This is a genomic window from Mycobacterium sp. URHB0021, assembly GCF_054057895.1.
In genome coordinates, this window is sequence record NZ_JBSRZT010000002.1 from 3,380,407 (window position 1) to 3,406,724 (window position 26,318).

17 protein-coding genes and 5 pseudogenes are annotated in these 26,318 nt (G+C 62.1%); 12 read left to right on the forward strand and 10 right to left on the reverse strand.

Annotation, left to right across the window (positions count from 1 at the left end):
- The first annotated feature begins 1,208 nt into the window (after positions 1 to 1,208).
- The 3 genes from ACVWWN_RS18885 (at position 1,209) to ACVWWN_RS18895 (ending at position 4,662) form a co-directional block, all read left to right on the forward strand.
- Complete coding sequence (locus ACVWWN_RS18885) at positions 1,209 to 2,207, forward strand: alpha/beta fold hydrolase (protein WP_457145218.1); 999 nt, start codon at positions 1,209 to 1,211, stop codon at positions 2,205 to 2,207.
- A 146-nt stretch (positions 2,208 to 2,353) separates the two neighbouring features.
- Entirely contained in the window at positions 2,354 to 3,079 is a 726-nt protein-coding gene (locus tag ACVWWN_RS18890; protein WP_457145219.1) for an alpha/beta fold hydrolase, read from the forward strand.
- 1,307 nt (positions 3,080 to 4,386) lie between these two features.
- Positions 4,387 to 4,662, forward strand: a complete 276-nt coding sequence (locus tag ACVWWN_RS18895) for a hypothetical protein (RefSeq protein ID WP_457145220.1) — start codon at positions 4,387 to 4,389, stop codon at positions 4,660 to 4,662.
- Here the strand turns inward: ACVWWN_RS18895 and ACVWWN_RS18900 are convergent.
- A complete protein-coding gene (locus tag ACVWWN_RS18900) occupies positions 4,641 to 4,982 on the reverse strand; it encodes a hemophore-related protein (RefSeq protein WP_457145221.1) in 342 nt (113 codons plus the stop codon). The genes ACVWWN_RS18895 and ACVWWN_RS18900 overlap by 22 nt on opposite strands.
- A gap of 891 nt (positions 4,983 to 5,873) precedes the next feature.
- On the opposite strand from ACVWWN_RS18900, the pseudogene ACVWWN_RS18905 reads away from it, so the two are divergent.
- The 4 genes and pseudogenes from ACVWWN_RS18905 to ACVWWN_RS18920 all read left to right on the forward strand — a co-directional run.
- Positions 5,874 to 6,698, forward strand: a pseudogene (locus ACVWWN_RS18905) (GMC family oxidoreductase); the annotation flags it as partial.
- A gap of 159 nt (positions 6,699 to 6,857) precedes the next feature.
- Entirely contained in the window at positions 6,858 to 7,409 is a 552-nt protein-coding gene (locus tag ACVWWN_RS18910) for a GMC oxidoreductase (RefSeq protein ID WP_457149186.1), read from the forward strand.
- Between the two features lie 253 nt (positions 7,410 to 7,662).
- Positions 7,663 to 8,009 (forward strand): annotated as a pseudogene (locus ACVWWN_RS18915) (transposase); the annotation flags it as partial.
- 398 nt (positions 8,010 to 8,407) lie between these two features.
- The gene (locus ACVWWN_RS18920) at positions 8,408 to 9,970 is read left to right on the forward strand and encodes a PE-PPE domain-containing protein (protein ID WP_457145222.1); all 1,563 of its coding nucleotides are present in this window, start codon (positions 8,408 to 8,410) and stop codon (positions 9,968 to 9,970) included.
- Here the strand turns inward: ACVWWN_RS18920 and ACVWWN_RS18925 are convergent.
- A pseudogene (locus tag ACVWWN_RS18925) lies at positions 9,950 to 10,201 on the reverse strand (hypothetical protein); the annotation flags it as partial. The gene ACVWWN_RS18920 and the pseudogene ACVWWN_RS18925 sit on opposite strands and share 21 nt — an antisense overlap.
- Before the next feature lie 6 nt (positions 10,202 to 10,207).
- On the opposite strand from ACVWWN_RS18925, the pseudogene ACVWWN_RS18930 reads away from it, so the two are divergent.
- Positions 10,208 to 10,795, forward strand: a pseudogene (locus ACVWWN_RS18930) (transposase); the annotation flags it as partial.
- 324 nt (positions 10,796 to 11,119) lie between these two features.
- Here ACVWWN_RS18930 and ACVWWN_RS18935 read toward each other — a convergent pair.
- The 3 genes from ACVWWN_RS18935 to ACVWWN_RS18945 form a co-directional block, all read right to left on the reverse strand.
- The gene (locus ACVWWN_RS18935) at positions 11,120 to 12,652 is read right to left on the reverse strand and encodes an APC family permease (protein ID WP_457145223.1); all 1,533 of its coding nucleotides are present in this window, start codon (positions 12,650 to 12,652) and stop codon (positions 11,120 to 11,122) included.
- 528 nt (positions 12,653 to 13,180) lie between these two features.
- Positions 13,181 to 13,432 (reverse strand): isocitrate lyase/phosphoenolpyruvate mutase family protein, encoded by a 252-nt coding sequence (locus ACVWWN_RS18940; RefSeq protein WP_457145224.1) that lies wholly within the window; start codon positions 13,430 to 13,432, stop codon positions 13,181 to 13,183.
- A 3-nt stretch (positions 13,433 to 13,435) separates the two neighbouring features.
- The gene (locus tag ACVWWN_RS18945) at positions 13,436 to 14,170 is read right to left on the reverse strand and encodes an amidohydrolase family protein (RefSeq protein WP_457145225.1); all 735 of its coding nucleotides are present in this window, start codon (positions 14,168 to 14,170) and stop codon (positions 13,436 to 13,438) included.
- A 284-nt stretch (positions 14,171 to 14,454) separates the two neighbouring features.
- Between ACVWWN_RS18945 and ACVWWN_RS18950 the strand changes: the two genes are divergently transcribed.
- Entirely contained in the window at positions 14,455 to 14,775 is a 321-nt protein-coding gene (locus ACVWWN_RS18950) for a hypothetical protein (protein WP_457145226.1), read from the forward strand.
- Positions 14,776 to 15,364: 589 nt separating this feature from the next.
- Here ACVWWN_RS18950 and ACVWWN_RS18955 read toward each other — a convergent pair.
- Entirely contained in the window at positions 15,365 to 16,594 is a 1,230-nt protein-coding gene (locus ACVWWN_RS18955) for an acyl-CoA dehydrogenase family protein (protein ID WP_457145227.1), read from the reverse strand.
- A gap of 719 nt (positions 16,595 to 17,313) precedes the next feature.
- Here ACVWWN_RS18955 and ACVWWN_RS18960 point away from each other — a divergent pair.
- Positions 17,314 to 18,528: a branched-chain amino acid ABC transporter substrate-binding protein gene (locus tag ACVWWN_RS18960; RefSeq protein WP_457145228.1), complete on the forward strand. Its 1,215-nt coding sequence runs from the start codon at positions 17,314 to 17,316 to the stop codon at positions 18,526 to 18,528.
- A gap of 487 nt (positions 18,529 to 19,015) precedes the next feature.
- Here the strand turns inward: ACVWWN_RS18960 and ACVWWN_RS18965 are convergent, their stop codons facing one another.
- The 4 genes and pseudogenes from ACVWWN_RS18965 to ACVWWN_RS18980 form a co-directional block, all read right to left on the reverse strand.
- The gene (locus ACVWWN_RS18965; RefSeq protein ID WP_457145229.1) at positions 19,016 to 20,641 is read right to left on the reverse strand and encodes an amidohydrolase; all 1,626 of its coding nucleotides are present in this window, start codon (positions 20,639 to 20,641) and stop codon (positions 19,016 to 19,018) included.
- A 343-nt stretch (positions 20,642 to 20,984) separates the two neighbouring features.
- Positions 20,985 to 21,296, reverse strand: a complete 312-nt coding sequence (locus ACVWWN_RS18970; RefSeq protein ID WP_457149484.1) for a hypothetical protein — start codon at positions 21,294 to 21,296, stop codon at positions 20,985 to 20,987.
- Positions 21,297 to 21,401: 105 nt separating this feature from the next.
- Positions 21,402 to 21,800 (reverse strand): annotated as a pseudogene (locus ACVWWN_RS18975) (methyltransferase domain-containing protein); the annotation flags it as partial.
- 28 nt (positions 21,801 to 21,828) lie between these two features.
- A complete protein-coding gene (locus ACVWWN_RS18980; RefSeq protein WP_457145230.1) occupies positions 21,829 to 23,271 on the reverse strand; it encodes an aldehyde dehydrogenase in 1,443 nt (480 codons plus the stop codon).
- Between the two features lie 834 nt (positions 23,272 to 24,105).
- Here ACVWWN_RS18980 and ACVWWN_RS18985 point away from each other — a divergent pair.
- Together ACVWWN_RS18985 and ACVWWN_RS18990 are read left to right on the forward strand one after the other, a co-directional pair.
- Positions 24,106 to 24,837: an SDR family oxidoreductase gene (locus ACVWWN_RS18985; protein ID WP_457145231.1), complete on the forward strand. Its 732-nt coding sequence runs from the start codon at positions 24,106 to 24,108 to the stop codon at positions 24,835 to 24,837.
- Positions 24,838 to 24,878: 41 nt separating this feature from the next.
- Entirely contained in the window at positions 24,879 to 25,787 is a 909-nt protein-coding gene (locus ACVWWN_RS18990; protein WP_457144366.1) for an SDR family oxidoreductase, read from the forward strand.
- The last annotated feature ends 531 nt before the right edge of the window (positions 25,788 to 26,318 follow it).

A 26,318-nucleotide genomic window follows, 5' to 3' on the forward strand; every position in this document is an offset into this window, starting at 1 on the left:
TCTGCACAGCTGCTGACCGGGCGAAACGCCGCTACACTGCTTGGTTAGCCGCATTAAAGTGGTTGTAACTCAGCTTATTTGATCGCTTCCGGACAGTCACGGATGCAATGCGGGACCGGTCTCCAACTGCACCCGCTGAGTGAGCAGTGCCTGCAAGAAGCACAAGCGCCGTCCTCATGTCAAGTGCGACGGCGCGGCTACGGCCAGAGAGGGGTTCTCGTGTTCATGGCTGCCGTGGATTACTCACGACATTTAGTCCGACTCACTGGGTAATGGCGCCGCAGAGTCGCTTCCATGCAAGCTGTATTCGCTAGACCCACTGATCGCATCGTCGTCGGCTTCGGCCGATCCTCATGTCGCACCCCGATAATAACTGAAACAAAACCTATTTCAGCTTCCGTCTGTCAAAGCCTGTGCGGTATAGCAACACTGGCGCCAAATGACTCATAAATCTAACCTCCTTACAATAAGTGTTGGCCCGCGGCGCGGCCCGCGTCCCACAGTCCGACGGTTCCCAACGGTAAAGTTCTATCGCACATCGCAATCGCTACTTGGTTTAGCGACGGGGAGTACGCCCTGCACCTAAGCTAAGTGGGTGAGGGCCACCGTCCAGCAAGCGGCTGTTCCACCTGGCGGGACACGTGGTCAACACACAAGACCAAGCGAATCGCCACCGCCCCCACCGGGCGGACATGAGAGAGTTGCACCTACGAGATGCCCATCCGCGAGCACGTGAATCGGACTGACAAACGCCCAATTCTCCTACAAAGAAAGGACATTCTCGCGCCTCAGCACACTCACCCACATCTCCTAAATCGGTGGATCTCAGCTTAAAACGTGGCTGGCCCGGCTTGGTGTGTGTCGGTGCGGATCGTGAGGAGCGCTGCGACGGCGACGGGAGTCGACCGCAGGGCTACTGCTACGAATCGTCATCATCCGGGGCAGCCTTGCTTGGAAACGCATCCTCGTCGATACGGAGCTTCTTCGCGGTAGAACCCGGTGGACCGCAACATAATCCGTATACCCGCCGACGGAGATTTGTGTCCGCACCACGTGTCCGGATGAAATCCGCCCTAATGAGAGTTATTCGCTGTGTTGGCAGTAAGTAATCCAGCGCTTTGAGGTCCCGAGGCACGATCCTCAGCAACGGCCGATACGGGGTATCGGACCGGTCGGATCTCAAGTTATCTAATGATCGACAGAGAGGAATGAACGTGGTCACCGACCAATTCACCCATGACCGCGTGGAGGTCAACGGCATCGCAGTGCATACCGTTTCGGTAGGCGAGGGCCCGCTCGTTGTCTTCTGTCACGGCTTTCTGGGGTCATGGTATGCCTGGCGTCACCAATTGCCGGCGGTCGCCGGCGCTGGATTCAGGGCCATGGCTTTGGATATGCGCGGGTACGGCACGACGAGTGCACCCGCAGCGGTCGATGCGTACTCGATGAGCCATATCGTGGCTGACGTTGTGGGCGTGGTCGCGATGACGGGTGTCGAGCAGGCTGTGGTGGTGGGACACGACTGGGGCGCATCGGCGGCGTGGTACAGCGCGCTGATGCGCCCGGATGTGTTTCGCGCCGTTGCGGTCTTGAGCGTGCCGTATCGTCCGCCTATTCCCGCGCTTCCGGAAGGGGTGACGATGAACGACCTGATGCGGCAGGCCGCAGGGGAGCGGGCGTATTACCGACTGTGGTTTCAGGAGCCCGGGTTGGCAGAGGCGGTGCTGGAGGCCGACGTGGACCATACGCTACGCGCGATTCTGTACACCTTTAGCGGTGACATTGTGGGCGACGGTGTGCACACGAACGGCTGGGATGGTTATTACCCAATGGGAGACGGTTTTGTTGACCACCTCGTGCAGCCCGATAGGCTGCCGTCCTGGCTCACCGAAGACGACCTTGCGTTCTATGTCTCGGAGTTCTCTCGCACCGGCCTTCGAGGTGGTCTCAACTGGTACCGCAACCTCAACGCGCTACCGACGGTCCTTGGGCCGTTTGTCGGGGCGGCGATCACTCAACCGGTGCTGTATCTCGCTGGGGAACACGACTTGGTCGCTGGAAACACCCAGCAAGCACTGGCCGACCTGCCCGCCCAGGTGCCGGGACTGCGCAACCTGGAGATTTTGTCCGGCGCTGGACACTGGCTGCAACAGGAACGCGCTCCCGAGGTAAACCAACAGTTGATCGCCTTCCTGACGTCGCTGTGATCAGTAGGAACAATCGCATACGCGGGCATGCGGCATTTGGCGCCCTTTACCTGTCGGCTCGGACACAGCCCGTACACCTCTCGTAGCTGACTGTCGACGAACGATCGGATGTTGCACTGCACCAACGTTATAAAAGGAGAAATCACATGTTAACCTTCGTCCTTATCCATGGCTTCTGTCACGACGGAAGTTCCTGGGGCGGGGTGATCAAGCGGCTCGAGCAGCATGGGCACGTCGCCTACGCACCTACCCTTGCCGGCCATGGCAAGAACGCCGATAAGAGTGTGTCTCATGCTCAATGCACCCAATCTGCGATCGATTACATCGTCGATCGCGACCTGACTGATGTCATCCTCGTGGGGCACAGCTTCGGTGGATCCGTCATATGCAAAGTCGTAGAGACTATCCCGGACCGCGTTCGACGCCTTGTGTTCTACGCCGGGATAGTGCCACAGGATGGCGAGTCGGTATACGATCTATCGCCCCCTAGCCACCGCGTCGTAATCGACCAGTTGGCTACCACTTCGCCGGACGGCACCTTGATGCCGCCTTTCGACTTGTGGCGTGACGGATACATTGGGGACGCTGATCTACAGGTCGCTCGATGGGCTTACGAACAGCTCTCACCCCAACCGGTTCGGACCTTCCTGGATCGGATCGAAATGAAGAAGTTCCACACATTGCAAACGCCTCGCAGCTATGTGCGAGGCACTGAGGATACTGTGATGCCACCTGGTGAGTGGGAGTTTCATCCCCGGATGACCAGCCGGCTGGGCGTTTTCCGCTTGTTACAGATGCCTGGTGGACACGAACTGATGTTTTCCAATCCCAAGGGGCTGGCCGACAAACTTATAGAAGCCGGCCGCGATTAGTTGGCGGCCGTTGTCAAGAGGGCGTTGCCATACACCGCCCGGCATGGGACCGCCAATCGGCCTTCGGCGCCGTTTGTCTCCTGCGTACCCCAGGCGCGCTGCTAGCCATGTGTGTAGCCGAACGCGCTGACGCCGACCTGTGGCTTCAGTGCGCTTGATTCCCGGCAGCGAATGCTGCTGCGCAAGAGAGGGCTAACGAATGTGCATACATTGTTCTGGTGACGCACCATAGTAGTTGTGGGGATTTTCCGATGCCACGCCTTCGATCCACATCGAAGAACAACCGATCCGAGTTGACGGCTGACCGAGTCAAACCGTCGCAATCGAACAACGCCTTAATACCATTGCCATATCAACGGCGGGCCGCCCTTTCGCCTCGGCCGGATCAGTTATTGCGGAGCATCCGCAATCCTCAGCCACGAGATACCAAACTTTCATAGCGTGAATCGAAATAACCGTTACCTCCGCCGTGGCCGCTCGCCTGACCAATGCGCCTTGGTTTGCGAACCCTTCGCCGCGGGCGTAAGGCCATGAGATCAGGGCCTTAGCCAGGATTCACCGACTGGTTGGCGTCGGTGGATATTTGATTGGTGATGGCAGGGGTATTTGCTGGTCTGTCCTCGCCTCCAGCTTCTCTCTTCGGTCGGGCCGGTGATCGGCAACTGTCGAGTTTGGGTCGTCACCGGTGGACTATGAACGATTATGTTGCGCCGCAATTGAAGCCATGCGCCGGCCTAGGGTCAGTGGGTGGGTAGGCGCAGGGTTATCGGGTAGCCGACGTCCAGACGGGCACCCGCTCGGCCAGGGTGAAAACGGCTGTGCTGCAGTGTGCTACAGCGTCCACGGTGGACCAGATAATGCCTACTTGCAACCGTCTTCGTACTGATGTGTCCCGGACGGGGCTGGTCAGGGAAAAATAGGTACAGAACCTCGACCTTTACACGTCTTCAAAACCGCGCGCGACAATGTTGTTGGCCGCTCCCCGCCGGGGACTAGCGCGGGTTTCGGCGAGTGCGTCTTCCTACATTCCTGAACCTCGCCACCTTCGATGAGCCTCAAACCAGTGCCATCGAGGGTGTGGCCACCGCGCTCACGCCCATTGCGTTGTTCGAGATGCTCACGTCAGACGTTAGGAGTACCTGGTCGACTCGGACACCAGGGTCGATGCGAACACCGGCATCGTCGCGGCGGGTCGGCTGCAGTCGCTGATCGATTCCAGGGACTACAGCCACGATCGGTTGGTGATGAAGGTTCAGATCGACTAGATCTGCGACGCGGTCAAGTCCAGCTTGCCGCAGGAGATGTGGGTGGAGATCATCGAGAAGCTGCAGGAGCTGGAACAGCATCCGGAGGCGCTCGACGTCGGCACGGACTCCTTCAATGATGCCGACGACGAGCCCTTCGATCCGACTGCGTTCATCGACGAGGACGACGAGTTTTTGAGCTCCGCAGCGCCCACCGTCACCGAGGGCACGTTGGGCGGTGTGCTCGCGCACACTGACCAGCATGTGGTCCAGCGCCTGATGCGCGCTGTCCAGGTCGGTGGTCGGGATCTGACTGATCAGCTCGCCATCGCGTCATAGAGCCGGGCGACGTCACCGGGGCTGACCTGCTGCGGACATGACTGGCGCAAGGATCGCAGCGGGGAGGCGATGCCTTGCAGGTCAGACCATTCAGCCTGGTGGGCGGCGAAGTAGGTGCGGCTGGCGTTCTCATCGGCCGTGTTGACCGCCGCCTCCGCCTGTGGCTGGGCGCTCAGCCAGGCCCCGGTGGAGCTGGCGACCTGGCCCAGGGCAGAGGACAGCCCGAAGGCCGTACAGCCCGGCTCGGCGTTCGGCATGGGCATGCTGCTGGAAGCGATGGCGGCCCCCGCAATGGCGATGGCGGTCAGGGTCTTGATCACGGATCTCCTTCGTCGTCCTTGAGCTGGGCGGGTCGGCTTGACCACGTCGCAGCTGACGGCTCGCCTTCATCGATCGGACCTGAACGACCCTGCTGAGGCTGAACGCAAAGCATCACGTTCCACCCAGCGGGACAAGCAGAAGCGGTGACCAAACAGCGCATGGCAACCTCAAACTCATGAAAACTCGCGCCCCGGCCACTACACGGTCGGCCACCGACGATGGCATCGGATTCCGTCCTTGCGGGGAGCGGCCCAAGGACGTCGTGTAAGACAGTCGAACCCGTGGAAGGCCAAGCGAGGCATCAGTTGGTGGTACGCGGCCAGCAGGGAGCGAGAAGCTTGTGGCTTGGAGCGGGGCGTACTCATCAGTTGGAGACAGCGGGCGTGGGGCATTCAGGAGGCTCGACGTGTGCCCTGCGCGCAACTATTAATTTTGGCAAGTGTTATGGGAAGGGATCGAATCCCGTTTTTTGTTGATGCAGAGGTGGTCGACACTAAGCCAAGGTGTCGGCTTAAAGGCGCCTCGGCTGGGACTTGGTGCAAGCGGCTGTCTGTGTGGCCTCAAATTCATCTCCAGGCTACGAGCACGCGGCACGGCGCTGGCCGCGAGTGCTCCAACGGCGGTGATGAATTTTGAGTCTCGCAGAGAAGCAACCAATTTGGTAACCACTATGGACATATACCCGCCCTACACAGCCGGAATGACGAGGGACAGCGCGGTCCACAAGGGCCGAATGAAGCTGCAGGTAAGAACTTTTCACGGCGCGTGCACTCTATGAATGGAAACTCCACTCTTCTAGCCAGTTTGATACGGAAGTGGAGACATGCGCTCGTGGCGTGAACTCGCGCCGGCATCGCGGCACGCGATAGGAACTAGATTAGGAGCACCATATGGAAAAAGGCCCCCTCTACGACTTCATCGTGATCGGTGCAGGAACAGCCGGATCTGTTCTGGCAGCAAGACTCACGGAGGACGATCGCGTCCGGGTGTTAGTGCTGGAGGCTGGTAGCGGCACCCCGCCCGAGGCGAGCACTGACCCATCCTCCTGGCCGTCACTCGGAGAGAGCCAAGCCAGCTGGGGTGACCTGACGACTGTTCAGGCTGCGACCGGTAGAGCAGCGTCGTTCGCACGGGGCCGAGGCATCGGCGGCTCTTCATCGATAAACGCAATGGTATTCGCCCGAGGCCATCGCGATAGTTACGCATCATGGCAGGCCAATGCCGCTAGTGGATGGAGCTTCGACGACCTACTGCCATACTTCAAGCGCAGTGAGACCGCTGCCCATGGGGATCCGACTCTGCGTGGTGATCAAGGCCCACTATCCGTGGCGCCGGGCCACCCGCCAAGTCATTTCTTTGTCGCGTGCCTTCTCGCCGCGCTGCAGCGCGGTTACCGACGTGCCGTCGACGTCAGTGGCGGTCTCGAAGAGGGGTTCGGGTTCAGCGATCTCAACATTGTGGATGGACGACGGCAGAGTGCCGCTGATGCATATCTCGATCCGGTTATCCACCGACCAAATCTGATGCTCATCGCAGACGCCGTGGTGAATCGGCTGTGTATAAAGCGTGGACGCTGCACAGGAGTCCAGTACACCGAAGGTGACGGTCGCACGGTAGAAGTTGCGGCCGGCCAAGTGGTCCTCGCGGCAGGTGCTATCGGGTCACCTCAGCTGTTGATGGTGTCTGGAGTCGGACCGTACGATCACCTTCGATCCCACGGAATCGCAGTTGTCGAAGACCTTCCAGGGGTGGGCTCGAACCTCCAGACGCACCCCACAACGGCGCTCATATACCCTGCCCGCGCATCCAGACCCGTGTCGGGAGCGCGACACAACCGGGCCGAGCTTGTCGGACTGATCCGTAGTGAGGCATCGGTGCCAGTCCCCGATCTGCAAATCTTCGGCGTCGATTTCACCGACGGTTGCAACTTCGGTGAACCTGACCGCTATGTGCTCGGAGTGGCCCTATTGCAGCCTTTTAGTCGCGGGGAAGTGCGGCTGTCGGGACCCTCCGTGTTCTACCCTCCACGAATCGACCCAAACTACTTGGACGATGACCGTGACGTGTGCACCCTAGTCGCCGGATTGCGGATCGCTCGCGAGATTGGCACGGCTCCAACGCTCGATGCGTGGCTGGGCGAGGAACTGCTGCCCGGTCCTGATGTCGCCGATGGCGATTCGCTGCGCCGATATGTGCGCAAGTCCGTTGCCTCCCACTTCCACCCGGTCGGGACTTGTGCGCTAGGGAGTACTAGAGCGTCCGTCGTCGACGGCCGGCTACGCGTGCATGGCATCGCGGGTCTTCGAATTGTGGACGCCTCCGTGATGCCCTCGATCCCATCGAACAACACTGCTGCCACGGTTTACGCGATTGCAGAACGCGCAGCGGACCTAATAATCCGCCCCGAAAAAGCCGGAAGCCTCTAACGGGCGGCTTTTGCAACCACGGTGTGCGTCGACTTAGCCGGAACCGAGAGCCAATACGGCCCGAGGGCACGTCGACCCGCGAGCTGATGAATACCAAAGCGGCTGTCATCCGGCAGCCATAGCCGAAATCGTGCCCGCATGGCAGACACGTTGGCTCCGGCCACAAACCGGAGGCACAAGTGATCCCTTGCTCCGGGTCGCCGACGCCTCGATCATGCCCGACATCGTCAGCGCCAATCTGAACGCCACGGTAGCGGTCGCCAAGATCGTCGACGACGCTGATGTGCTGCTGGAGTTTTACAAGTATCCGGCCGAGCACTGGATCCATCTGCGGACGACCAATCCGATCGAGTCGACGTTTGCCACCGTGCGGTTGCGGACCAAGGTCACCAAGGCCCCGGATGATCCCCTGCTGCGGGGATTGCCATGGTCTACAAGCTGATCGACGCCGCGCAAGCCCGTTGGCGGGCAGTCAACGGCCCACACCTGGTCGCCCTGGTCCGCGCCGGCGCGGTGTTCCACAAAGGCAAACTGCTCGAACGCCCCGTCGACATCACGCCTACCCAACCGAGCGAATCCACCGAAGCGGAGTTCGCCTGAAACAACCCCATCCACGGATCTTGACAATAATCTCCCCAAGCCACGGAAGTCGGTCGCGGCACCAGCAAAATCGCCGCTAGAAGCGTCATTACAGATCGTCGACGTTCGCGGAACTTCGGATAGCTGCGTTGGCGTAAGCCATTGGAATATGTGGTCTTTGGGCTTACCGGCGCAGCCGCCGCGTTGCGCGCGCTTCTGCTCATCCAACACGTCAGGCGTTTGTCCCCTTCGTGGTTGAAAGCAGACCGGAGTGAGAACTTAGGTGAGCGCGGGCCTTGTTGCGTAGTGTTCGTCCGGCGGTCTGAATGAATTTCGTGCAGTAGCCGTTGAGATCCGATGGAGTCCTTTTTCATTCGAAGTTTCACTCTGGAGGCGATATGGGTTGGGCGACCGCGCGCATGGGTACGTCGACACGAATTACCTTCCTTTTTCTTCTCGGAATCTTCGGATCCCTCTTGCTCAGCGCAGTAACTGCATTGACCGCGGCCGTCAGCCTGGCCGCGACGGCGTTGATCGTGCCGGGCACGGGTACGCCCGACGCAAATATCGTCGATCTGTATCGACAGCACGCCACCGATCGCTACATTGCCCCGTTCAACCCGTCGTGCACATCTACCAACGGCTGCCATCTCGACGGCATCGACTACCCCGCGTCGTTCTTCCCGCTCGGGTTCATCGGCAATTGGTGCCCCGGATATTCGTGTGACACGTGGGACGCTTCGGTGGGAACGGGCGTCGAGAATACATACTCGGCACTGCAGAACTTGACCGACCCGGACGGCGCGATCCTTTTCGGATACTCCCAGGGTGGTGCCGTCGTCTCCGACACCCTGCGCAAGCTGCAGGGCGACCCGTTGCTGGACAAAGTGAAGTCGGTCGTTTTGATCGGCAACGCGTTTAACCCCGACGGCGGCTTTTTCACGCGACTCGGCTTTCTCCCGACGATCCCCTTGCTCAACATTACGTTCGGCCCGGCGACGCCTGTCGACACCGGCATTCCGATGACCAGCATCGGCTTCGAGTACGACCCGGTGATGTACGCCCCGAAGTACTGGGGGAACCCGTTCTCAGTCGTGAATGCAGTTGCCGCGGCAGAAACCGTCCATGGAAATTACTTGACACCTAACGGCAACGGACCAATGGATCCGATCGCCTACGGATATACCGAGCCGGAATTGGCGGCGATACTCGCGACGTCCTGCCCAGGGGCCAACTGCCGCGTCGACTCCTTCGGCAACAAGTACTACATGATCCCAGCCAAGAGCCTGCCGATCATGGACCTGATCACGTCCGCGGTGCCCGCCCCTCTGCGGCCGGCGGTGAAGCCCGTGGTCGACCTCGTCTCGCCGGTGTACAAGGTCTTGGCCGACCTTGGGTATGACTGGAGCCGCGATCCCGGCAAGACGCAGTTTCTGTCAATACTGCCCTTCAATCCCATCCAGGACTGGCCAGCGGTGGGCATGCACCTCCAGACAGCGACGATCCAAGGAATCCAGGCCCTCATCGGTGACCTCGGCGCCATCACCTCAGTCATCAGCCTGCCGACGACCACAGCACCGGTGACGACACTGGCAGCCGCGAAGATGACAACGCCGACGGAGAAGGCCGTGGAGGCCGAGAACTCGACGACGAAGCTGACGGCGGTGAAGGACGAGGACACCGCCGAGGTAAAGACGGACGCAGTGCAACAGAAGAAGGACTCCGTCGACCCGTTGACCGAGGTTGTGAAGGACGCAACGTCCAAGCCAGAGAAGACGCCCAAGTCCGAGGTGCCGACCACGCCCGATAAGACGAGGCCATCGGGTACGCCCGTCCACGACAAGAAGGACGCCGACACAGGTAGGAAGACCGCCGCCGGCAAGAGGACCGGCACCCACACGAAGCCGGCCGCCGGGAAGAAGACTGGCGTCGGCACGAAGCCAGCCGCCGGCGGGAAGCACTCAGCCAAGACAGCGGCCTGACGAACCATCAGTGGTCAGGCCGCGGGGTGGACCGCCGAGGCCCCACCGCCAGGCGGCGTCGATCCGTAAGCGGGTTCGGTGGGCGCCTCGCGTGATGCGGGCGACGTGCAGGACCCGGTAGCGGAACGTGTCGATCTCGCAGGTGGCTAGGTCGGGGGGGTCGGTGAAGTCGATCAATGTCGACCATGCCAGCAGATCGGTTGCCCGCCATGATGATTCCCGCCATGCGGCGCCTCAGCCGTCGGGGACGGCGCCCTAGGGTTTTGGAAGGCTGTGCGGGAAGTGTTCCGGGCGGCTAAGGCGCTGCGTGGGGGTGGTTTCACCAGCAGGCCAATAGTTCTGGCGCTGACGAATTCAGCGCATCCCGGTGCTTTGGCTGCGATCAAGGACATCGACAATGCCGAGGACATCGACAAGGCCCAGGTCGCGATTAAAGCGTTCGAGGTCGATTACGGCGCCTAGTATCCCAAGGCAGTCGCCAAGATCGTCGATGATGGCGATGTGCTCCTGCAGTTCTACAAGTACCCGGCCGAGCACTGGATCCATCTGCGCACCGCCAGCCCGATCGAGCCAACGTTCCACCGTACGGCTGCGCACGACAGTCACCAAGGGCCGGGATCGCACGCAGCGGGGATTGCCATGGCCTACAAGCTGATCGATGCAGCACAAGCCCGCTGGCGGGCCGTCGACGTCCCACACTTGGTCGCACTCGTCCGAGCTGGCGCCCTCATCCACAAAGGCAAACTGCTCGAATGCCCCACCGACATCACGCCAGCGGCGAACCCGCCCGAACCGGCCGAATCAACCGGAGCGGAGGTCGCTTGAAGAACCCGATCCATAGGGTATTGACAATTACTCTGATCGGCTTGTAAGCCGGTTCAGGGACGCGGCTGCGAAGGTTCCGGCTACGACAAATGGTCAGCGGTTCTCGCCCGGCGCGTCACACTGCAGCGTGGTCCTGGTTCTGGTTCGAGATCGGTGGCATGTTGACGATTAGCCATGCGTTGGCTGCAATGGAAGAAGCTCATCGCTTAGCAGACTGGGACGCTGCCCGATCAGCTCATCGAGTGGGTCCGTGGTGCGGTGGTGTGGACACCGCAGCACACCGGGCGGTGCCCTGGCTTATGGCCAGCCGATTACTTAGCCTTATCAGCTGGTGATTACGGAACCGTCTTCGAGACCGTCGTTTTCGATCAGCTTGGCGCTGACGTTCTTCGCGACGTCGGCCCGGATGACCACTGTCACCAGGACACCCGCCAATGCCGCAATAAACAACCCTGGTCCCCACCACGCGCTGCCCACCGGGAAGGGGTACAGGTTGCGCCAGATCGTGTACCCCAGGACCAGCAATCCGGCTGCCGGGATGATGATCTCCCACTTGCTGACGGCGCGGCTTCCACTGAAGAACAGCAGTTTGATTGTGCTAGCGGTCGCCATTAGGTAAACGACCAGTAACATCAGGGTGGCAGCGGTTCCGACGACGACACTGACCGAAAACGGCGCTCCCCGAGAGATGATCCAACCGAGTACGCCGAAGGACACGGCTGCGGTCAGGACAGCCCAGACGGCACGAGCAGGGACTTGGTGGGTCTGTGACAGCGCGTTGAGCGGTGCGGCTCCAGCGCCATCGCGTGAGAACGCATATACGAGTCGAGACGCGCTCACCGCGCACGCCGTCGCGCAGGAGATTGCGCTGACGGCCGCGCCGATGGTGATGAGGTGGCCGATCCAACTCCCTACGTACGACGTCCCGAGGTCACCCAACAACGACGGTGATGCGACGAAGGCAGCAATCCCGTCCTGGCTGGTGCCGAAGCCCATGACCTCGACGGCAGTGACGACGACGAAGAAAACACCACCGAACAGAACTGTGCCGATTACGGCGCGCGGGACGTCACGGCGGGGATGGATTGTCTCTTCGCCGAGGGTTGCGGCGGCTTCAAAACCCCCGAAAGACAGGAAGCCAAACACAACTCCCAGGAACACACTCGACAGGCCGGTGCCCGGCGCCGGAGTGAAGACGGTGGGATCGAATGTTTGTCCGCCGGGAGCGGCGTGTGTCAGGAGCTTGCCGAGGACGACGCCGGTGACGACGACGATAAGCATAACGGTCAGCCCTTCGACGACGAGTAGAAGCCGGGTGCCACCTTGGATGGTGCGCGTGGCGAAGTACAGTACGACCAGCAGCGCGATGCCGGCGAAAACGAAACCCATGTAGTCCGGTATGCCGGGCCAGAGTCCGGATGTGGTCATTTCATCGGTGATGAAACGTCCAGCGGCGATCGCGGTGTAGACGTCGAATAACACATAGGCCACGGCGAGAATCCAGCCGCTGAAGATCCCTGCACGAGAGCCAAGTATTGCGCCGACAAAGCCGTAGACCGATCCAGCGTGCTGGAAGCGCTGGGACAGGCGGATGAAGGAGTAGGCGATCAGAAGCGCTCCTACCGTGGCGAGCGCGAATGAAAGCGGGACGGCGCGGCCGACGACGCTGGCCGTTCCCTGTGGATTGATATTGGCCGCCATCGCGGGCGCCATGACCGCAACCGAAAGCCCGATTGCCTCCCACACATTCAAACTGCGACGAAGTTTCAGACCACCTTGGGTGGCGCCGAGCTCAGTTGTTGGCATTGTTGCCTTCCGTGGGGCGGTATCGGTGTGAAGCACAGGCAGTCGACACATGCGGTCGCCTGGTTGGTGCCCATTCGGTCTCGTCAGACAGGTCTAGGGGCTGCGGCGAGGTGCCACGTAATCAACTAACGTGCGCTGCCATAGAATCTATCCAATCATCGTGCATCAAGCGACATCTCGCGAACTCATGACCATATCCATGACAACCCTGCCGTCGTCGGCAGATGCACCAATACCCGCGATCCACTTCGGGCCTGTCCGCCCGTCGAAGCCGGGACGTGTTGCGTTGCAACGCTACCCACTCGGGAATGTGGGCGGTAGCGGCGCCATGCTGTGGGATAGGTCGGCGGCGAGACCGACCGGTCCGCGTCCTGCGGGCGTTATCCGTGTAGACCGGTGGCGGGGTGTCGGCGGGCATGCTAGCGTCGGGCGTTTTGATGGCGAGGTGCCTCATCGTCGGGCCCACGGTGAGGGAGCCCCGACCAAAAATCGAGAGTCCATCTAGACCGTCCAGACCGCCACCGCCGGCCGGGAACCGGCTGGGTCGCTAATCACCCGCAGCCCGTGGAAAGGTTCTGCTTAAACGACTTTCGTTGACTCTCGGCGTTTCGATGGCACCAGACAGCGGATGAGTGTGAGCAGTCCCACGTCGGGCAGGCCGTATACCGACGCAGCCGTCGCGAAGCTGCCAATGTAAACGGCGTCGAATCCTGCTTGCGCCACCAAACAGGCGCTGAGGGCGTCGTACGCTCCCGGACTGAAGATTGGGCGTCCTGATTGCAGATCCTGGTCGAAGGCTCGGCGCAGGGCGGTGACCGCGCGGGTCTTCATTGGTCAGAACTCCAAGAATCGGTCATGCAGAGCATGGCGGTCCACCAGCTCGCCGTCTAGGTAGATTGAGTGAATACGGCGGGTGTTGCCCATGTCGTCGAGGGGGTTGCTGTTGAGAACCAGCAGGTCGGCTCGGCGGCCAGGCGCAGACATCCCCGAATCCCGGTCAAGCAGTGCGGCCGACTTGCTGGGGGCTGTAGCGATAACGTCGTTGATGCTAATTCCCGCGTCGGCCATCGCCGCGAGCTCGCGGTGCTCGGCAAGACCCGGTATCTGGGTCAACAGACTGGTGTCGGCCGAGAATACGACGTGGACGCCGGCATCGAACAACTGCCGCAGCGCTTCGGTGATTTGCTCGTAGGCGTGGATTGAGTCGAACATTGGTGCGGGAGCGCTTTCTTTGATGCGCTCGCGTAGGTGTGCTCTGGTGTCTTCGCTGACCAGCTCTTCTGCGAGCGGGTCGTCGAGCCATGCCGTTCCGTCGGGCCGCTGGATACTCAGCGAAGTGAAGGCGATTACGTCGTCTTTCACCATCATGTCGGTGAGCTCAGGATCGGCGCCGGTGCGCGGAAGGTGCGCCAGGATGTCCGCGCCGGCTCGTACCGCGTTCTTCGCGTCATCGGTGGTGTAGATGTGCGCGGCGACGGGCAGGCCGACTCGGTGCGCTTCGTCGATGATCGCCGTGCATATCTCAGGTGCGAGCTTCACCTTGGCGCCATGGCGGTCGTCGATCCACACTTGACGATGTCGACGCGCTTGGCCGAAGGGCGTCGGACGTGAGCACGGGCGTCCTCGGCGCTCCATGCTTCGTGGTCAGATGCGGTCGCGTAGAACGGGCCGCCATTGGGTGCCTCGGGTGTCGGCGCCACGATGCCGGTTCCAGCACTGAACAAGGCCGGCAATGGGCCTTCGACCGATAGTCTGCCGCCGCGCTGATCGTCGCGAATCGCAAGCTCGAGATCGTCACGATCGGTACCAAGCGACTGAAACGCCGATACTCCGGCGTACAGCAGGCGTCGTAGGTGATCGAGAACGCCTGCGCGGGACAAGTTCTGGGCAATGGGCGTTTTGCCACGGAAGTAGCCAAGGTGGCCGTGCGGATTGACGATGGCGGGCATGATCGTTTTGGTCGAAACATCAACCACCCGATCACCCTCGGCTGGCGCGAACTTGTGATTGGTGGCGACGTCGCAGATGCAGCCGTTGCAGACCACGATGATGGCATCGTCGTAGACCGTCTTTCCGTCACCGACGATGACGCGCCCACCGTTAAGTATTCAGCCGGGACCTGTTGGAAGGCTCTCGATCAGACGTCGTCACGGCGATATCGTCGACAGACATAGCGAAGTCTCCTGTCTGGACTATAGCTAGTAAGTGATACCCGAACGGCTGACTGGGTGCTTAGTTCAAGCTAAGCCCGGTTCACCAGCGGGCAACGTCCGAATGCAACACACATCCGGACCGCAGCGGTCACATTGGCGGGGGAGTACATAAGTGGCCTTGAGCTTTCGGTGCCGGTCGCATCGACGACGATGGTCTGACGCGCAGCTGTGGCATGGTGAGTGCGTTCGGTGTGAGCAACACCGCCGTTGAAATGGTGCCGGCTGCCTCGGTGGACGTGGTCACCTGCTGGCCTTAGGTTGAAGCCGAAGAAGCTCCTGAGGCGACGGGTATGGATAGCGAAGTGATGCGGCAAGATCTCGCCGACGCGCAGGCCGTTGGTGTCGACCAACTTGCATAATCGGCGCCGAGGCAGCTGAACTAGCGTCGAGAACATCGTGCTGGCGTTGTGATGCGTGCTGATCCTCTGTACTTTCTCGACATAGCGGTGGTGCTCGACACAATGGCGCCTGTAAAGGCTGGGGATATGGCACTACACCTGGACGACATCTGAGCATGTCCAGTGCGGGGCAGCCGTGCTCGGCAGGACCGTCAGTACACCAGGCCAATCCGTGGCGGTCGGGTGCCGTGAAGGGTGTGATGGCCGAGGTGGACGTACTTCCACCGAGCGGGGTCGTGCAATGAGTGAGTGCGTACGTTGCGCCAGTGGCGGTCAAGATTCACCGCGCCGTCCGTGCCCGCGGTGCCTGTGAGTTCGAAGATGCCGCTGGCGATCTCGACGGCGAACTCTTGCGCCAGGGCCTTAGCCGCGGCGATCGTTAGCGTGGCCTGCGCAGCGCCGTCTCGGGACAGTTCCGGCTCGGCGAGGGCGTCGTCTACCAGGGCCGAGCCCCGGGCCAAAAGCGCCTCCAGCGCATACAGTTTCGCGGTGAGCTCACCGAAGCGCCGCACGATGTGTGGCTCTTGGTCGGCGCGATCAACACCGGCCTCCAGCCACGGACGCGATGATGTCCGCACGAATTCGGCGCCGTCTTCGAGTGCGGCGCGGGCGATTCCAATGTCGATCGCGGCGTGCAGAGCCTGGTCGAAGGCGCCGAGGACGGTCGGTGGTCCAGTCCTTGGATCCGGTGCAGCGCCCTCCTGGACCACCAGCTCGTCGTCGACGACCACGCCCTCGAGGCGGACTTGACCGCTGGCTGTACCGCGTTGGCCGAACGCCGACCACGTGTTGAGGTCAAGGGTGACGCCGCGCTGGTCTGGACGCACGAACGCGGTAACGGTCTCGCCATCACAGTCCTCGATGCGCGCGGCCACCGCAATCCACGAGGCGCCAAGCGCGCCAGTCGCGTAATACTTGGTCCCGTTGAGGACCCAGCGATCGCCGTCGCATTTCATGACCGTGGTGCGCCGGTGCAGAGCGTGCTTAGTGCCACGCTCTGCTGTCGCGTTGCCGAGTCGAGCGCCCCTGAGGATGTCAGCGTAGATTCGGGGTGCTGGCTGACGGTCGCCGAGCCGCGAAATAGCTTGTGCAAAAACAAAATGGGAAGTCAACGACTGCCCGACGGCGCTGTCACCGCGCGCTAGCAGACGAATCACCTCGACCACCGTCGCTGCGGGTAACCCGGGGCCGCCATACTGGGCGGGCACGGAAATAGCGAGCAGGCCGGATTCAGCCACCAGCCACAACTGGGGCAGCAGCGACGCGCCAGTGCGTTCCCGTCCGGCGCTGCCGACGGCGATCTCTTCGGCCAGTTTGGCTGCTACCGCCACAGCTGCCTGGGTGGTGGACAGGCGCGGAGCGTTGGGGACATCTTTGGTCACACCAAAAGTCTATCAACGTCGGCGAGAAGCCGTGGGGCCGTGCGCCGTTGAAGGTTGGGATGTCGGTGCAGAGAAGGTCAAACTCCGGCACCGCCGATGCTATATCGGTCTGCGACGGTGACATATATGTTGCCTGCCGCGGTGATCGTTACCGACTGGCCGCGAGCGTCGTTCACCGAATTGTCCATCAGTAATGTGGCAGCCGTCGCTACGCGTGACGAAAGTACGGGAAGCAGATCGCCAAAGGTCGTCCGGCCGGCCCGACCCACACCGGCCGAGGCGGTTCTACCTAACGTTGTGCCGAGCTTGACCACGCTACGGGGTGTGCAGTATTTGCAGATCGTCCGGCGTAGGGGAGCGTTGACGCGAGTTGCCCAGATCAACCGGGCGGCGGTCAAGCACGATAGCCGTGAGTTGCATACCCGCACTGATGCGCTCGCGCTGCTCTGTTGCTTGACCGTCGCTAGCGGCCTCATATAAAGGGAGACACGTAGCTAATCAACTGTCGGCGGTAGGCAGACACGGTATTTCGTGTTCTACCTGCGGGTTTAACCACTTTAGGCTGGGTGCTCGTTTAGTCATTTTGGGGCTGCGCGCGGCGACAAAAGCCGACCGGCGTGCAGCGCGCCGTTCGTGATCGACCCAAGCATCGACATCCCTGCATCGTGGCGGGCCTGTCTGGTGTGAAGACTTGCAACTCTGGAGGTGGAAGAGTGCGTATGCCCGCGCTTTGTCAGGCGTTCGTGCTGAGTTCGACCGCACTTATCGTCATCGGTGTGGCTGGGTGTCAGCAGGCGCCCGCAGAAGACACAAGTAACCGAACGACGCCGACCCCGCTGAAGATCGTCGGCCTCACTCAGATTGATCAGAATGGTGCGGCGGTGCCACCCGTGGCTGGCGCGACGCCTGCGGATCCCGCCGGTGATGGCAAGGCCTCATGCCCACCGTTATCCATCGCCACCGCGAGCGCCCTCACGGGAAGTGATGCGGCGCTGGGCAACAACGTCAAGTTCGGGGCGCAGCTGGCAGTCGATCAACACAACGCGGCGAATCCGGGCTGCCAGGTAACTCTCAAGCCTTTCGACACCGAATCGGATCCGCAGAAGACAAGCGAGATTGCACCGCAGATGGTTGACGACGCCTCGATTGTTGGCCTGGTGGGACCAACCTTTTCCGGTGAGACCAAGGCTTCCGGAACGATCTTCGACCAAGCGGGCTTGGTGGCCGCCACGCCCGGTGCAACTAATGTGACGCTGTCACAAAACGGTTGGAAGACTTTCTTTCGCGGGTTGGCCAACGACGGAGTGCAGGGTCCGGCGATCGCGAACTACTTGAAGAACTCGGTGGGAGCGAAGAAGACCTGCGTCCTCGATGACAGCAGCGATTACGGGCTTGGTATCGCCGACGCGGTCCGTCAGACGCTGGGTTCGGTCGCGGACGCCAACTGCAACATTCAGGTCAAGAAAGGCGACAAGGACTTCGCCGCCGCGGTCACCCAGATCAAGGCCGAATCACCCGACTCAATCTTCTACGGCGGCTACTACACTGAGGCCGCGATCCTGTTGCAGCAGCTGCGCGATGCGGGGGTGACGGCAACCTTCGCCGTTGGCGATGGCAGCAAGGATCCCGAGTTGGTCAAGCAGGCCGGCTCAGCGGCGAAAGATGCCCTGATGGGCTGCCCATGCGCTCCGGCCAGTGGGCCGTTCGCCGACGCCTACACCAAGAAATACGGCCAGGATCCGGGTACGTATAGCACGGAGGCCTACGATCTGACCACAATGATGCTCAGGGGCATCGACTCGGGTGCGACCACCCGGGCCGCAATGCTTGACTTCGTACGCCACTACAACGGTCAGGGCGTCGCCCGAAAGTACCAATGGGGCATCGACGGCGAGCTGACCACAACGCTCATCTGGATGTACAAGGTGCAGTAGCGCGTTGACGACAACCATGCACGGGCATCTTTCGATAACGCCGCCACAAAGTCGTTCTGGGCACGGGTGCAGGTCGAGTTGCTCAACACCCGCAGATGGGCCGCCGCGATCGAGTTGGCCGCCGCCATGACCGATTAGGTCGACAACTTCTACAACGTTGACCGCAGCGGGACCGATCAAACACGAATGAGAGTCTGTACAGCCCGTGCTCGGTGCTGCCTCACCGATCCGCAGTTGAGACCCGCGTGGGCGGCGATGGCCGCAGACGTTACATCGAGGTTGCCGCCCGCGGGGGCACCTCTTCACCTACTCCGCGATCCGATGTGGAAGCAACCGAGTGCGGTTGGCGGAGTCCAGATGGCTCCGGAATGGCATGTATCAGAGAACTATAATGGCGCCAACCCACTGGTTTACTCTTGCAACGTCTGCGACGCTTGTAGTTTCCTCACTCCCATTTGTGCACGCCAACACTGACCGGTCGACTTATCTACACGGGGCGCTGGTAGACCCGTTGACCGTCGACGAAGGTCATGTCGACTTGTGCATCCTTAATGTCGTCGGTGGCGCAGGTGACGATGTCGCGGTCCAAGACAACGAAGTTGGCGCGTTTGCCAGCCTCGATGCTTCCCTCTTCACCGGCCCGGTCGGAGGCGTGCGCGGCATTGATCGTGTAGAGGCGCAATGCCTCGGCAGCCGTGATGGCCTCTTCCGGGTCCACCTGGTCACCTTGGGCGGTGGCTCGCGTGATGGCCACCCACATGAGTTCGAAGGGTGAGTACCCGTCAGATGGATGATCGGACGCGAGGCTGACCCGTACCCCAGCGTTGATCATGCTGCGGACCGGCATAACGCGCAGGTGCGGCTGGTTCTCACCCCGCCACATGCTGAATTGGGCGCCGAACGAATAAGCCAGGCCCGGGTTGGTCACCAGATCGATCCCGAGTTCGGCCATCCGGGCACCCTGTCGCGGTTCCGCGACGAAAGCGTGTTCGATCCGCAACACCGCGTCGGAAGTCGTTCTACCACGGACCGCTTCGTACGCTCGCAGGACGGTGTCCACAGCGCAATTGCCCATTGCGTGGATCGCGGTGTTGATCGACAGGTCGCTGGCGCGCGTAGCCAAGTCAAGGATTTCGTCCTTGGTGTAGTACGTCGATCCGGCGTGAGTCTTGCATCCGCCGTGGACTTGATCGATCGCCGGTCCGTCCGGATGGCCGGCATCGACAAAGATCTTCAATGCCCCCCCGCGCAGCATCTTGGTGCTCGCTTCCTTGACCTGCTCGATGATGTCGAACCGGCGCAGATCCTGCATGGCGAAGAAGTGGTCGCCATGGTGAAGCTGCTGCACGGTGAGTGGCAGTCCGCCCGCGGCATCGGCGCGGCGATAGAGCTCGGCAGCCTTGGCGGTCACCATGGCGTCACCGACACCGGTCAGACCCTCCGCGAGATACTCATGGAGTTTCGCGTGAAGAAGCGCCACGGAACGGTCCCAGTCGCGTTCGGCATAGGAATTCCACGATGCGCTGTGTAACAGATTCGTCGCCGTCTCGATCACTGTGCCGGTCGGTTCGCCATCGGCGTCCTTCTCGATCTGGCCTCCCCAGGGTTGGGGAGTATGCGTATCGATCCCCACCTCAGCGAGAGCGAGACTGTTGGCCCACCCGAGATGGCAGCTCACATCGATCAGAAAGAGCGGATTGTTCGGTGCGACTTCATCCAACTCGGCGCGCGTAGGACCGCGCCGCTCGCGAATCTGCCACGGGTTGAACCGCATGCCGCGCACCCACCGGCCGGACGGCACGGTTTGGCAGTGGTTCTCGATCGCCGTAAGCGCCTCGGCCAACGTCGCGACGGGCGTGACCGAGAAGTCCACGCTGTCGGGAGCGAACGCGGCGATGCTCAGATGATTGTGGGCATCGATCATGCCGGGAATCACCGTCCGACCCCCGACGTCGATCACCTCAGCGGTGGCCGACGCGGCACGGACCTGTTCTTCCGCGCCGACCACCGCGAATCTTCCGTCAGTGACCAACGCTGCCTCCGCTGTGGAATCCCGTTCGTCGACCGTGCGGATGTTGGCATTCAGAAGCACAAGATCCCCGGCCGGCGCCATGTTTACTCCATTCAATGCTTAAGGACATGTCCGTGCGGCAGAGCGCATCCAGTGAATGCGGTTCACCGACAGACGGTATCGACGCGACCATTTCGATCCGTATTACACACTGGCTGAATAGTTTCGGAGAAGCAATGTCGATGCCACCTCATCGAGCAGATCACATTGCGAATCGTCGGGTCGAATCTCGGATAGAATCAGCTTTCGGAAGCGCGGATCGTGGCTGATTGATGCCGGGCGCGACCGCGGTTGTCCTGGGTGTCCTTCGCTATATCGGGCAATCCACATAGCGTATGGGCGGACCGATTTTTCTCTGTCCGGCGGGTGCAGATCGGGCCGATCGCTACATGCGGGCCCAGCAACAGAACTGTGGGACGGAGACGATTTGACTGCGCGACTCCAGGGCGGCCTGTTTTAGGCGTTCGGTCAGTGTGTCGATCTGGATTTCGTCTTCGGTCACCTCGCCAGTTGCGAACAGGCGAGGCAACACTTGTCGCAGACAGTCCGTGATCCACGGCAACAGCATGGAATCGTCGCCGCTCTCGACAATGGTCTCTGCGAAAAGATGGGGGACGGGTAGTCCGGCATCGGCGAACAATGGCACCAGACGCGCGCCTGCGTCGCGCGCGGTGCCCATTTGCTCGAACGTCGCCATCACTAACGCTGTCATCTGGTGTAGGAGTGGCAGGCGCGGTGTGGAGCTGACGTCACGGGTGGTGTCCATTTCGTGGAGCGCGACGATCCCGCCTCGGTGAACGAGGCGCTTGGTCGCCTGCAGGAATCGAACCGGGTCGGTTTGGTGGATCAGGACGTAGCGGCAGATGGCCGCATCGAAGTCCGCGGGTGCGTCATACGTTTGGGCATCGTGGCGCGCGAACTGAACATTGTCGAATCCACGCTCTGCGACTCGGTGCCGCGCGGCATCGATGACTCCTTGGTTACGATCGATGCCGATTACCCGACCGGTGGGTCCGACATGCTCGGCCGCGAGCATCGCCACATCGCCTAAGTCGCAGCCGATGTCGATTACTCGCATGCCTTTCTCCACGCCGGCCCTGACCAACAGGCGCTGTGTGATGGGCCTCAACATCTCCGCTTGCCGGATTAGGCGGTTGATTTCGTGCTGGTCGTGGCCGAACAGGTAATTGGTGTTGTGCATCGTGATTCTCTTTGGTGTCGGCGGGTCGTCAGCTGGTCGGCTGCAGGTGGTAGATGGTTTTGAGGTGTTGGTAGGCGGCGAGTCCTTCGGGGCCGAGCTCGCGGCCGATGCCGCTGCCTTTGACTCCACCGAACGGGGCCGCGATGTCGAGTTGGTAGCCGTTGACTCCGATTGTGCCGGTAGCCACTTGGCGGGCCACCCCGGTGGCACGATCTGAGTCGGTCGACCACACCGAACCCCCGAGGCCGAACTCGCTGTCGTTGGCGATGTCGATCGCCTCGGTTTCGGAGTCGTAGGCGATGACGGTCAGCACCGGGCCGAAAATCTCTTCGCGGGCGATGCGGTCGGTGGTGTTGACGTCGGCGAAAACGGTGGGGGAGACGAACCAGCCGCGAGGTTGGTCTTTCGGAGTGTCTCCCCCGCTCACCAGCCTGGCACCGTTGGCCTGGCCGATGTCGATGTAGTTGAGCACACGGTCGCGCTGTCGGCTGCTGACCAAGGGCCCGACCTCGGTCGCTGGATCCAACGGGTTGCCGACATTGAGGTCGTTGGCGAGGGCGGCCAGGGCGTCGATGACCTCGGTGTACCGTGACCGCGGCGCCAGGATCCGCGAGTTCTGGTAGCAGATCTGGCCGGCGTTGGCGAATGAAGCGGTCCGCAGGCCCTGCATCGTTGCGTCCAGGTCAGCGTCGTCGAGAATGATGGCGGCGGACTTGCCGCCGAGTTCGAGTGTGACCGGCCGTAACAGCCGACCGCAGGTCTCGCCGATTTCACGGCCGGTCTGGGTGGACCCGGTGAAAGCCACCCGGTCGACACCGGGGTGCCCCACCAGATGTGCCCCGGCCTGCGCCCCGCCGGCGATCACGTTGAGCACACCCGGCGGCAGACCGGCCTCGATCGCGGCCTCGCCGAAAATCATTGCATCCAACGCTGTCTCGGGCGCGGCCTTGAGCACCACGGTGCAGCCGGCGGCCAACGCTGGCGCGACTTTAAACGCGGCCAGCCCGTGCGGATAGTTCCACGGTGGTATCGCGGCCACCACGCCCATGGGCTCGCGGCGAACAATGGTGTGTCCCACTGCTGCTGGCCGGATCTCTTCAGGAGCAGTCTGCGCGGCCATGTTGGCGTAGTACTCCAGCAGCACCGCCGGCAGCGCACCGTTTGTCATCTGACACACCGAGATGGGCAGGCCGGTCTCGCGCGAAATCAGTTCACTGGTGCTCTGGGCGCGGGAGTTCAACGCGCCGGCGAACGCACCGATAATCACCGCCCGCTCCTGTGGGGGTGTCGAGCGCCACCCGGGCAGGGCCGATCGGGCGGCGCCAACGGCTGCATCAACGTCGGCGGCGGTGGTGGCGCTGGCCCCCTCACCCAGTGCCGCCTCGGTGGCCGCTTCCACCACGTCGGCGGTCTGCTCGGCGGCTCGGAAGTGGCCACCGATGAACAACCGCGCCCCATCTGATGTCGTCATCGTCAACTCCCTGGCTCTCGCGATCACTGCTCGAACAGCTCCGCATTGTTGTATGTCAACAACAACTCCAACGCGACCGGTTCTCAAACTCATCTCGTGAGGTCTAGAGCCCCCGGCGACACCGCGCGTCGGACTCGCGCTGAGCTCAATGCCGAATCAGCACGCCGCCCACAGACAGCTCCCATCAATCTCATTATCGAGCAAGGCTTGACGCCACCAGCACAACCGAACAGGACTGCGCTCCAGCGGTGAGCGGCTCGAGGAGGTGCCCAGTGGCCCGCCGGGTGCTCGAGGCACTCCCGAGCACCTCATCGAACGGACCTGAACGACCACCGCGAACAACACGTTGCAGTACCGTTGCCATCACCCTCCAGTCCGGCTACTGGCATCAAGCCTGCTGGGGGCTGAGCGCAAAGCATCACGTTCCACCCAGCGGGACAAGCAGAGGCGCTGAGCAACTAGCGCATGGCAACCTCAAATTCATGAACACTCGCGCGCCACTACACGGTCGGCGTCGACGATGGCATCGGTGTAGACGCGCTCACCACTTGCAGCGGTGTGGCGCTACCAGTGAACGACGCTGCTGCCTTCCAGTTGCTGGTGGCTTTCTGGATCGAGGAGGACACCCTGCCTCGTCGACAGGGTCCACAGGGAGGTGGCTGTGGCTTCGCGGTGCCCCGCAGCGCCGACTGGGCTGGGACCCCGTGACTGCTAGCGGTGCTTCATTGGGCCTTCGGTCGTCAGTATCTCAGGGGAGCGTCGCACAAATATGGGTTGATCGTTCTGTTACTGACTATGTGGGCGCAAGGTATGGAACGGGAGGGAGTCAGTGGCATGGCTGATCGCGTCGCCCTGGTGACGGGTGCATCGGGCGGAATCGGACATCAGGTGGCTGTCCGACTCGGGCAGGCGGGCATGGCCGTGGCCGTGCACTACGCCGGAAACAAGGACCGCGCGCAGGCGGTGGCCGAGGAGATCGTCGCCGCCGGCGGACGCGCGCTCGTGGTGGCCGCCGATGTGGCCGACGAGGCGCAGGTGGAAGCGATGTTCGACGAGGTCGAGGCCGAATTCGGAGGCATCGACGTGGTGGTCAACACCGCAGGCATCATGTTGCTGTCGCCGCTGACCGAGTTGAACCTCGACGACTTCGACCGGATGCACCGGACCAACGTGCGCGGCACGTTCGTGGTGAGCCAGCAGGCGGCGCGCCGCGTCCGGAAGGGCGGCGCCATCATCAACTTCTCGACCTCGGTCACCAAGATCGCCGTACCCGGCTACACGGCCTACGCCGCAACGAAGGGCGCCGTTGACGCGATGACGCTGATTCTCGCCAAGGAGATGCGGGGTCGCGATGTCACCGTCAACGCCGTCGGACCCGGGCCGACCGCCACACCGCTGTACTTCGAGGGCAAGACGCAGGACGTCATCGACCGCGCGAAGGCGGCCGCACCGTTGGAGCGGCTCGGTGAGCCGCAGGACATCGCCGAGGCGGTGGCCTTCCTCGCCGGGCCGGGGCGCTGGGTCAACGGTCAGGTCATCCTCGTCAATGGCGGCGTCGTTTCCTGACACGTGCCCCAATAGTTTTCCCGATCCAGGAAAGGACGGTCATGAGTTCCAAGGTCATCCTGATCACCGGCGCTTCGAGCGGGTTCGGCGCGATGACGGCGCGAGCGCTCGCCGACGCGAAGCACGCTGTCTATGCGGGCATGCGGGATATCGGCGGCCGCAACACCGAGGCGGCCGCGGCCGCCCGCGCCTACTCCGGCGCACACGGCGTCGCCCTCCATCCTGTCGAGATGGATGTGTCCGACCAGGTCTCGGTCGACGCGGCCGTGGGCAGTGTGCTCGACGCCGAAGGCCGCATCGACGTGGTCATCCACAACGCCGGTCACATGGTGCTGGGGCCCGCCGAGGCCTTCACCACCGAGCAGGTCGCGGCGATCTACGACACCAACGTGCTGTCCACGCAGCGGGTCAACCGGGCGGTACTGCCGCATCTGCGGGCGCAACGGGACGGTTTGGTGCTCTGGGTGGGTTCGTCGAGTTCACGCGGCGGCACCCCGCCCTATCTCGGGCCCTACTTCGCAGCCAAGGCCGCCGAGGATGCCCTCGCGGTCAGTTATGCCGCGGAACTGACCCGCTTCGGCATCGACACCACGATCGTCATCCCCGGTTCGTTCACCACGGGCACCAACCACTTCGACAACGCCGGACACCCGGCCGACGCCGACGTCGCGGCCGCCTATGACACCGAATACGCGGGCCTGCTGGACGAGGTCGGGCAGAAGCTCGCCGAGATCGCGCCCGCAGACGCCGACCCGTTCGAGGTCGCCCGCCAGATTGTGAAAGTTGTTGACGCGGAGAAAGGTTCACGGCCGTTCCGGATCTACATCGACCCGGCCGACGACGGCGCCGAGGACGTCTTCCGCGTGGGTGACCGGGTCCGGCAGTGGTTCTACCAGCGGATCGGTCTCAGCGATCTGCTCAGCGTGAGCAGTTCAGGGACACCGAAATAGACTGGGCGACTCCACATCCAATGTGACCGACCGCGGTCACTCCTGACGAACTTTGGCCGCTATGCCGCACAGCTTTCACTGGTTCCGCACGTCTCCTCGGTGTCTGCGCCGGGCGGCACGTTCATCGGCGGCGCTGGTCGGCCACCGTCGGCAGCAGCGATCACGCGCTGCTGTTGTATCTGGTGCCCTTCCTTGGTGTCAAATAAGGCTTTCCCGCGCCGCGCCGAAAAGATCTAGCCGTTCTCAAACCCACCAGCCCATACCGCTAAACAGCAACCCCTTCTGTGGAGTGCACCATGGGGCCGTGGCTCCTACTTTGTGAAGCGAGGTTGAGCTGATGCGAACGACGGACGACGCATCTGCGTCGCAGCGACCGGAGCCAGCGCCAGCGTCTCCTGGCAGTGGACTGCTAGGGGCATTGCTTCGACCGCAACCCCTACCGCTCGGTATCGGCATCGCCGTTGCGGCCGCATTCATCAGTGTCGAAACGGTGTTGGTCGCCTGGTTCCAAGCGGCGGGATCCGAGAAATC

What these genes read in the sequence shown, in the direction of transcription:
- ACVWWN_RS18935 (WP_457145223.1), bottom strand. Translation starts at nt 12,652, where the DNA reads ATGTGTCGACTGCCTGTGCTTCACACCGATACCGCCCCACGGAAGGCA.
- ACVWWN_RS18990 (WP_457144366.1), top strand. Translation starts at nt 24,879, where the DNA reads ATGAGTTCCAAGGTCATCCTGATCACCGGCGCTTCGAGCGGGTTCGGC.
- ACVWWN_RS18940 (WP_457145224.1), bottom strand. Translation starts at nt 13,432, where the DNA reads ATGAAGACCCGCGCGGTCACCGCCCTGCGCCGAGCCTTCGACCAGGAT.
- ACVWWN_RS18970 (WP_457149484.1), bottom strand. Translation starts at nt 21,296, where the DNA reads ATGGCGACGTTCGAGCAAATGGGCACCGCGCGCGACGCAGGCGCGCGT.
- ACVWWN_RS18985 (WP_457145231.1), top strand. Translation starts at nt 24,106, where the DNA reads ATGGCTGATCGCGTCGCCCTGGTGACGGGTGCATCGGGCGGAATCGGA.
- ACVWWN_RS18885 (WP_457145218.1), top strand. Translation starts at nt 1,209, where the DNA reads ATGAACGTGGTCACCGACCAATTCACCCATGACCGCGTGGAGGTCAAC.
- ACVWWN_RS18920 (WP_457145222.1), top strand. Translation starts at nt 8,408, where the DNA reads ATGGGTACGTCGACACGAATTACCTTCCTTTTTCTTCTCGGAATCTTC.
- ACVWWN_RS18965 (WP_457145229.1), bottom strand. Translation starts at nt 20,641, where the DNA reads ATGGCGCCGGCCGGGGATCTTGTGCTTCTGAATGCCAACATCCGCACG.
- ACVWWN_RS18960 (WP_457145228.1), top strand. Translation starts at nt 17,314, where the DNA reads ATGCCCGCGCTTTGTCAGGCGTTCGTGCTGAGTTCGACCGCACTTATC.
- ACVWWN_RS18980 (WP_457145230.1), bottom strand. Translation starts at nt 23,271, where the DNA reads ATGACGACATCAGATGGGGCGCGGTTGTTCATCGGTGGCCACTTCCGA.
- ACVWWN_RS18890 (WP_457145219.1), top strand. Translation starts at nt 2,354, where the DNA reads ATGTTAACCTTCGTCCTTATCCATGGCTTCTGTCACGACGGAAGTTCC.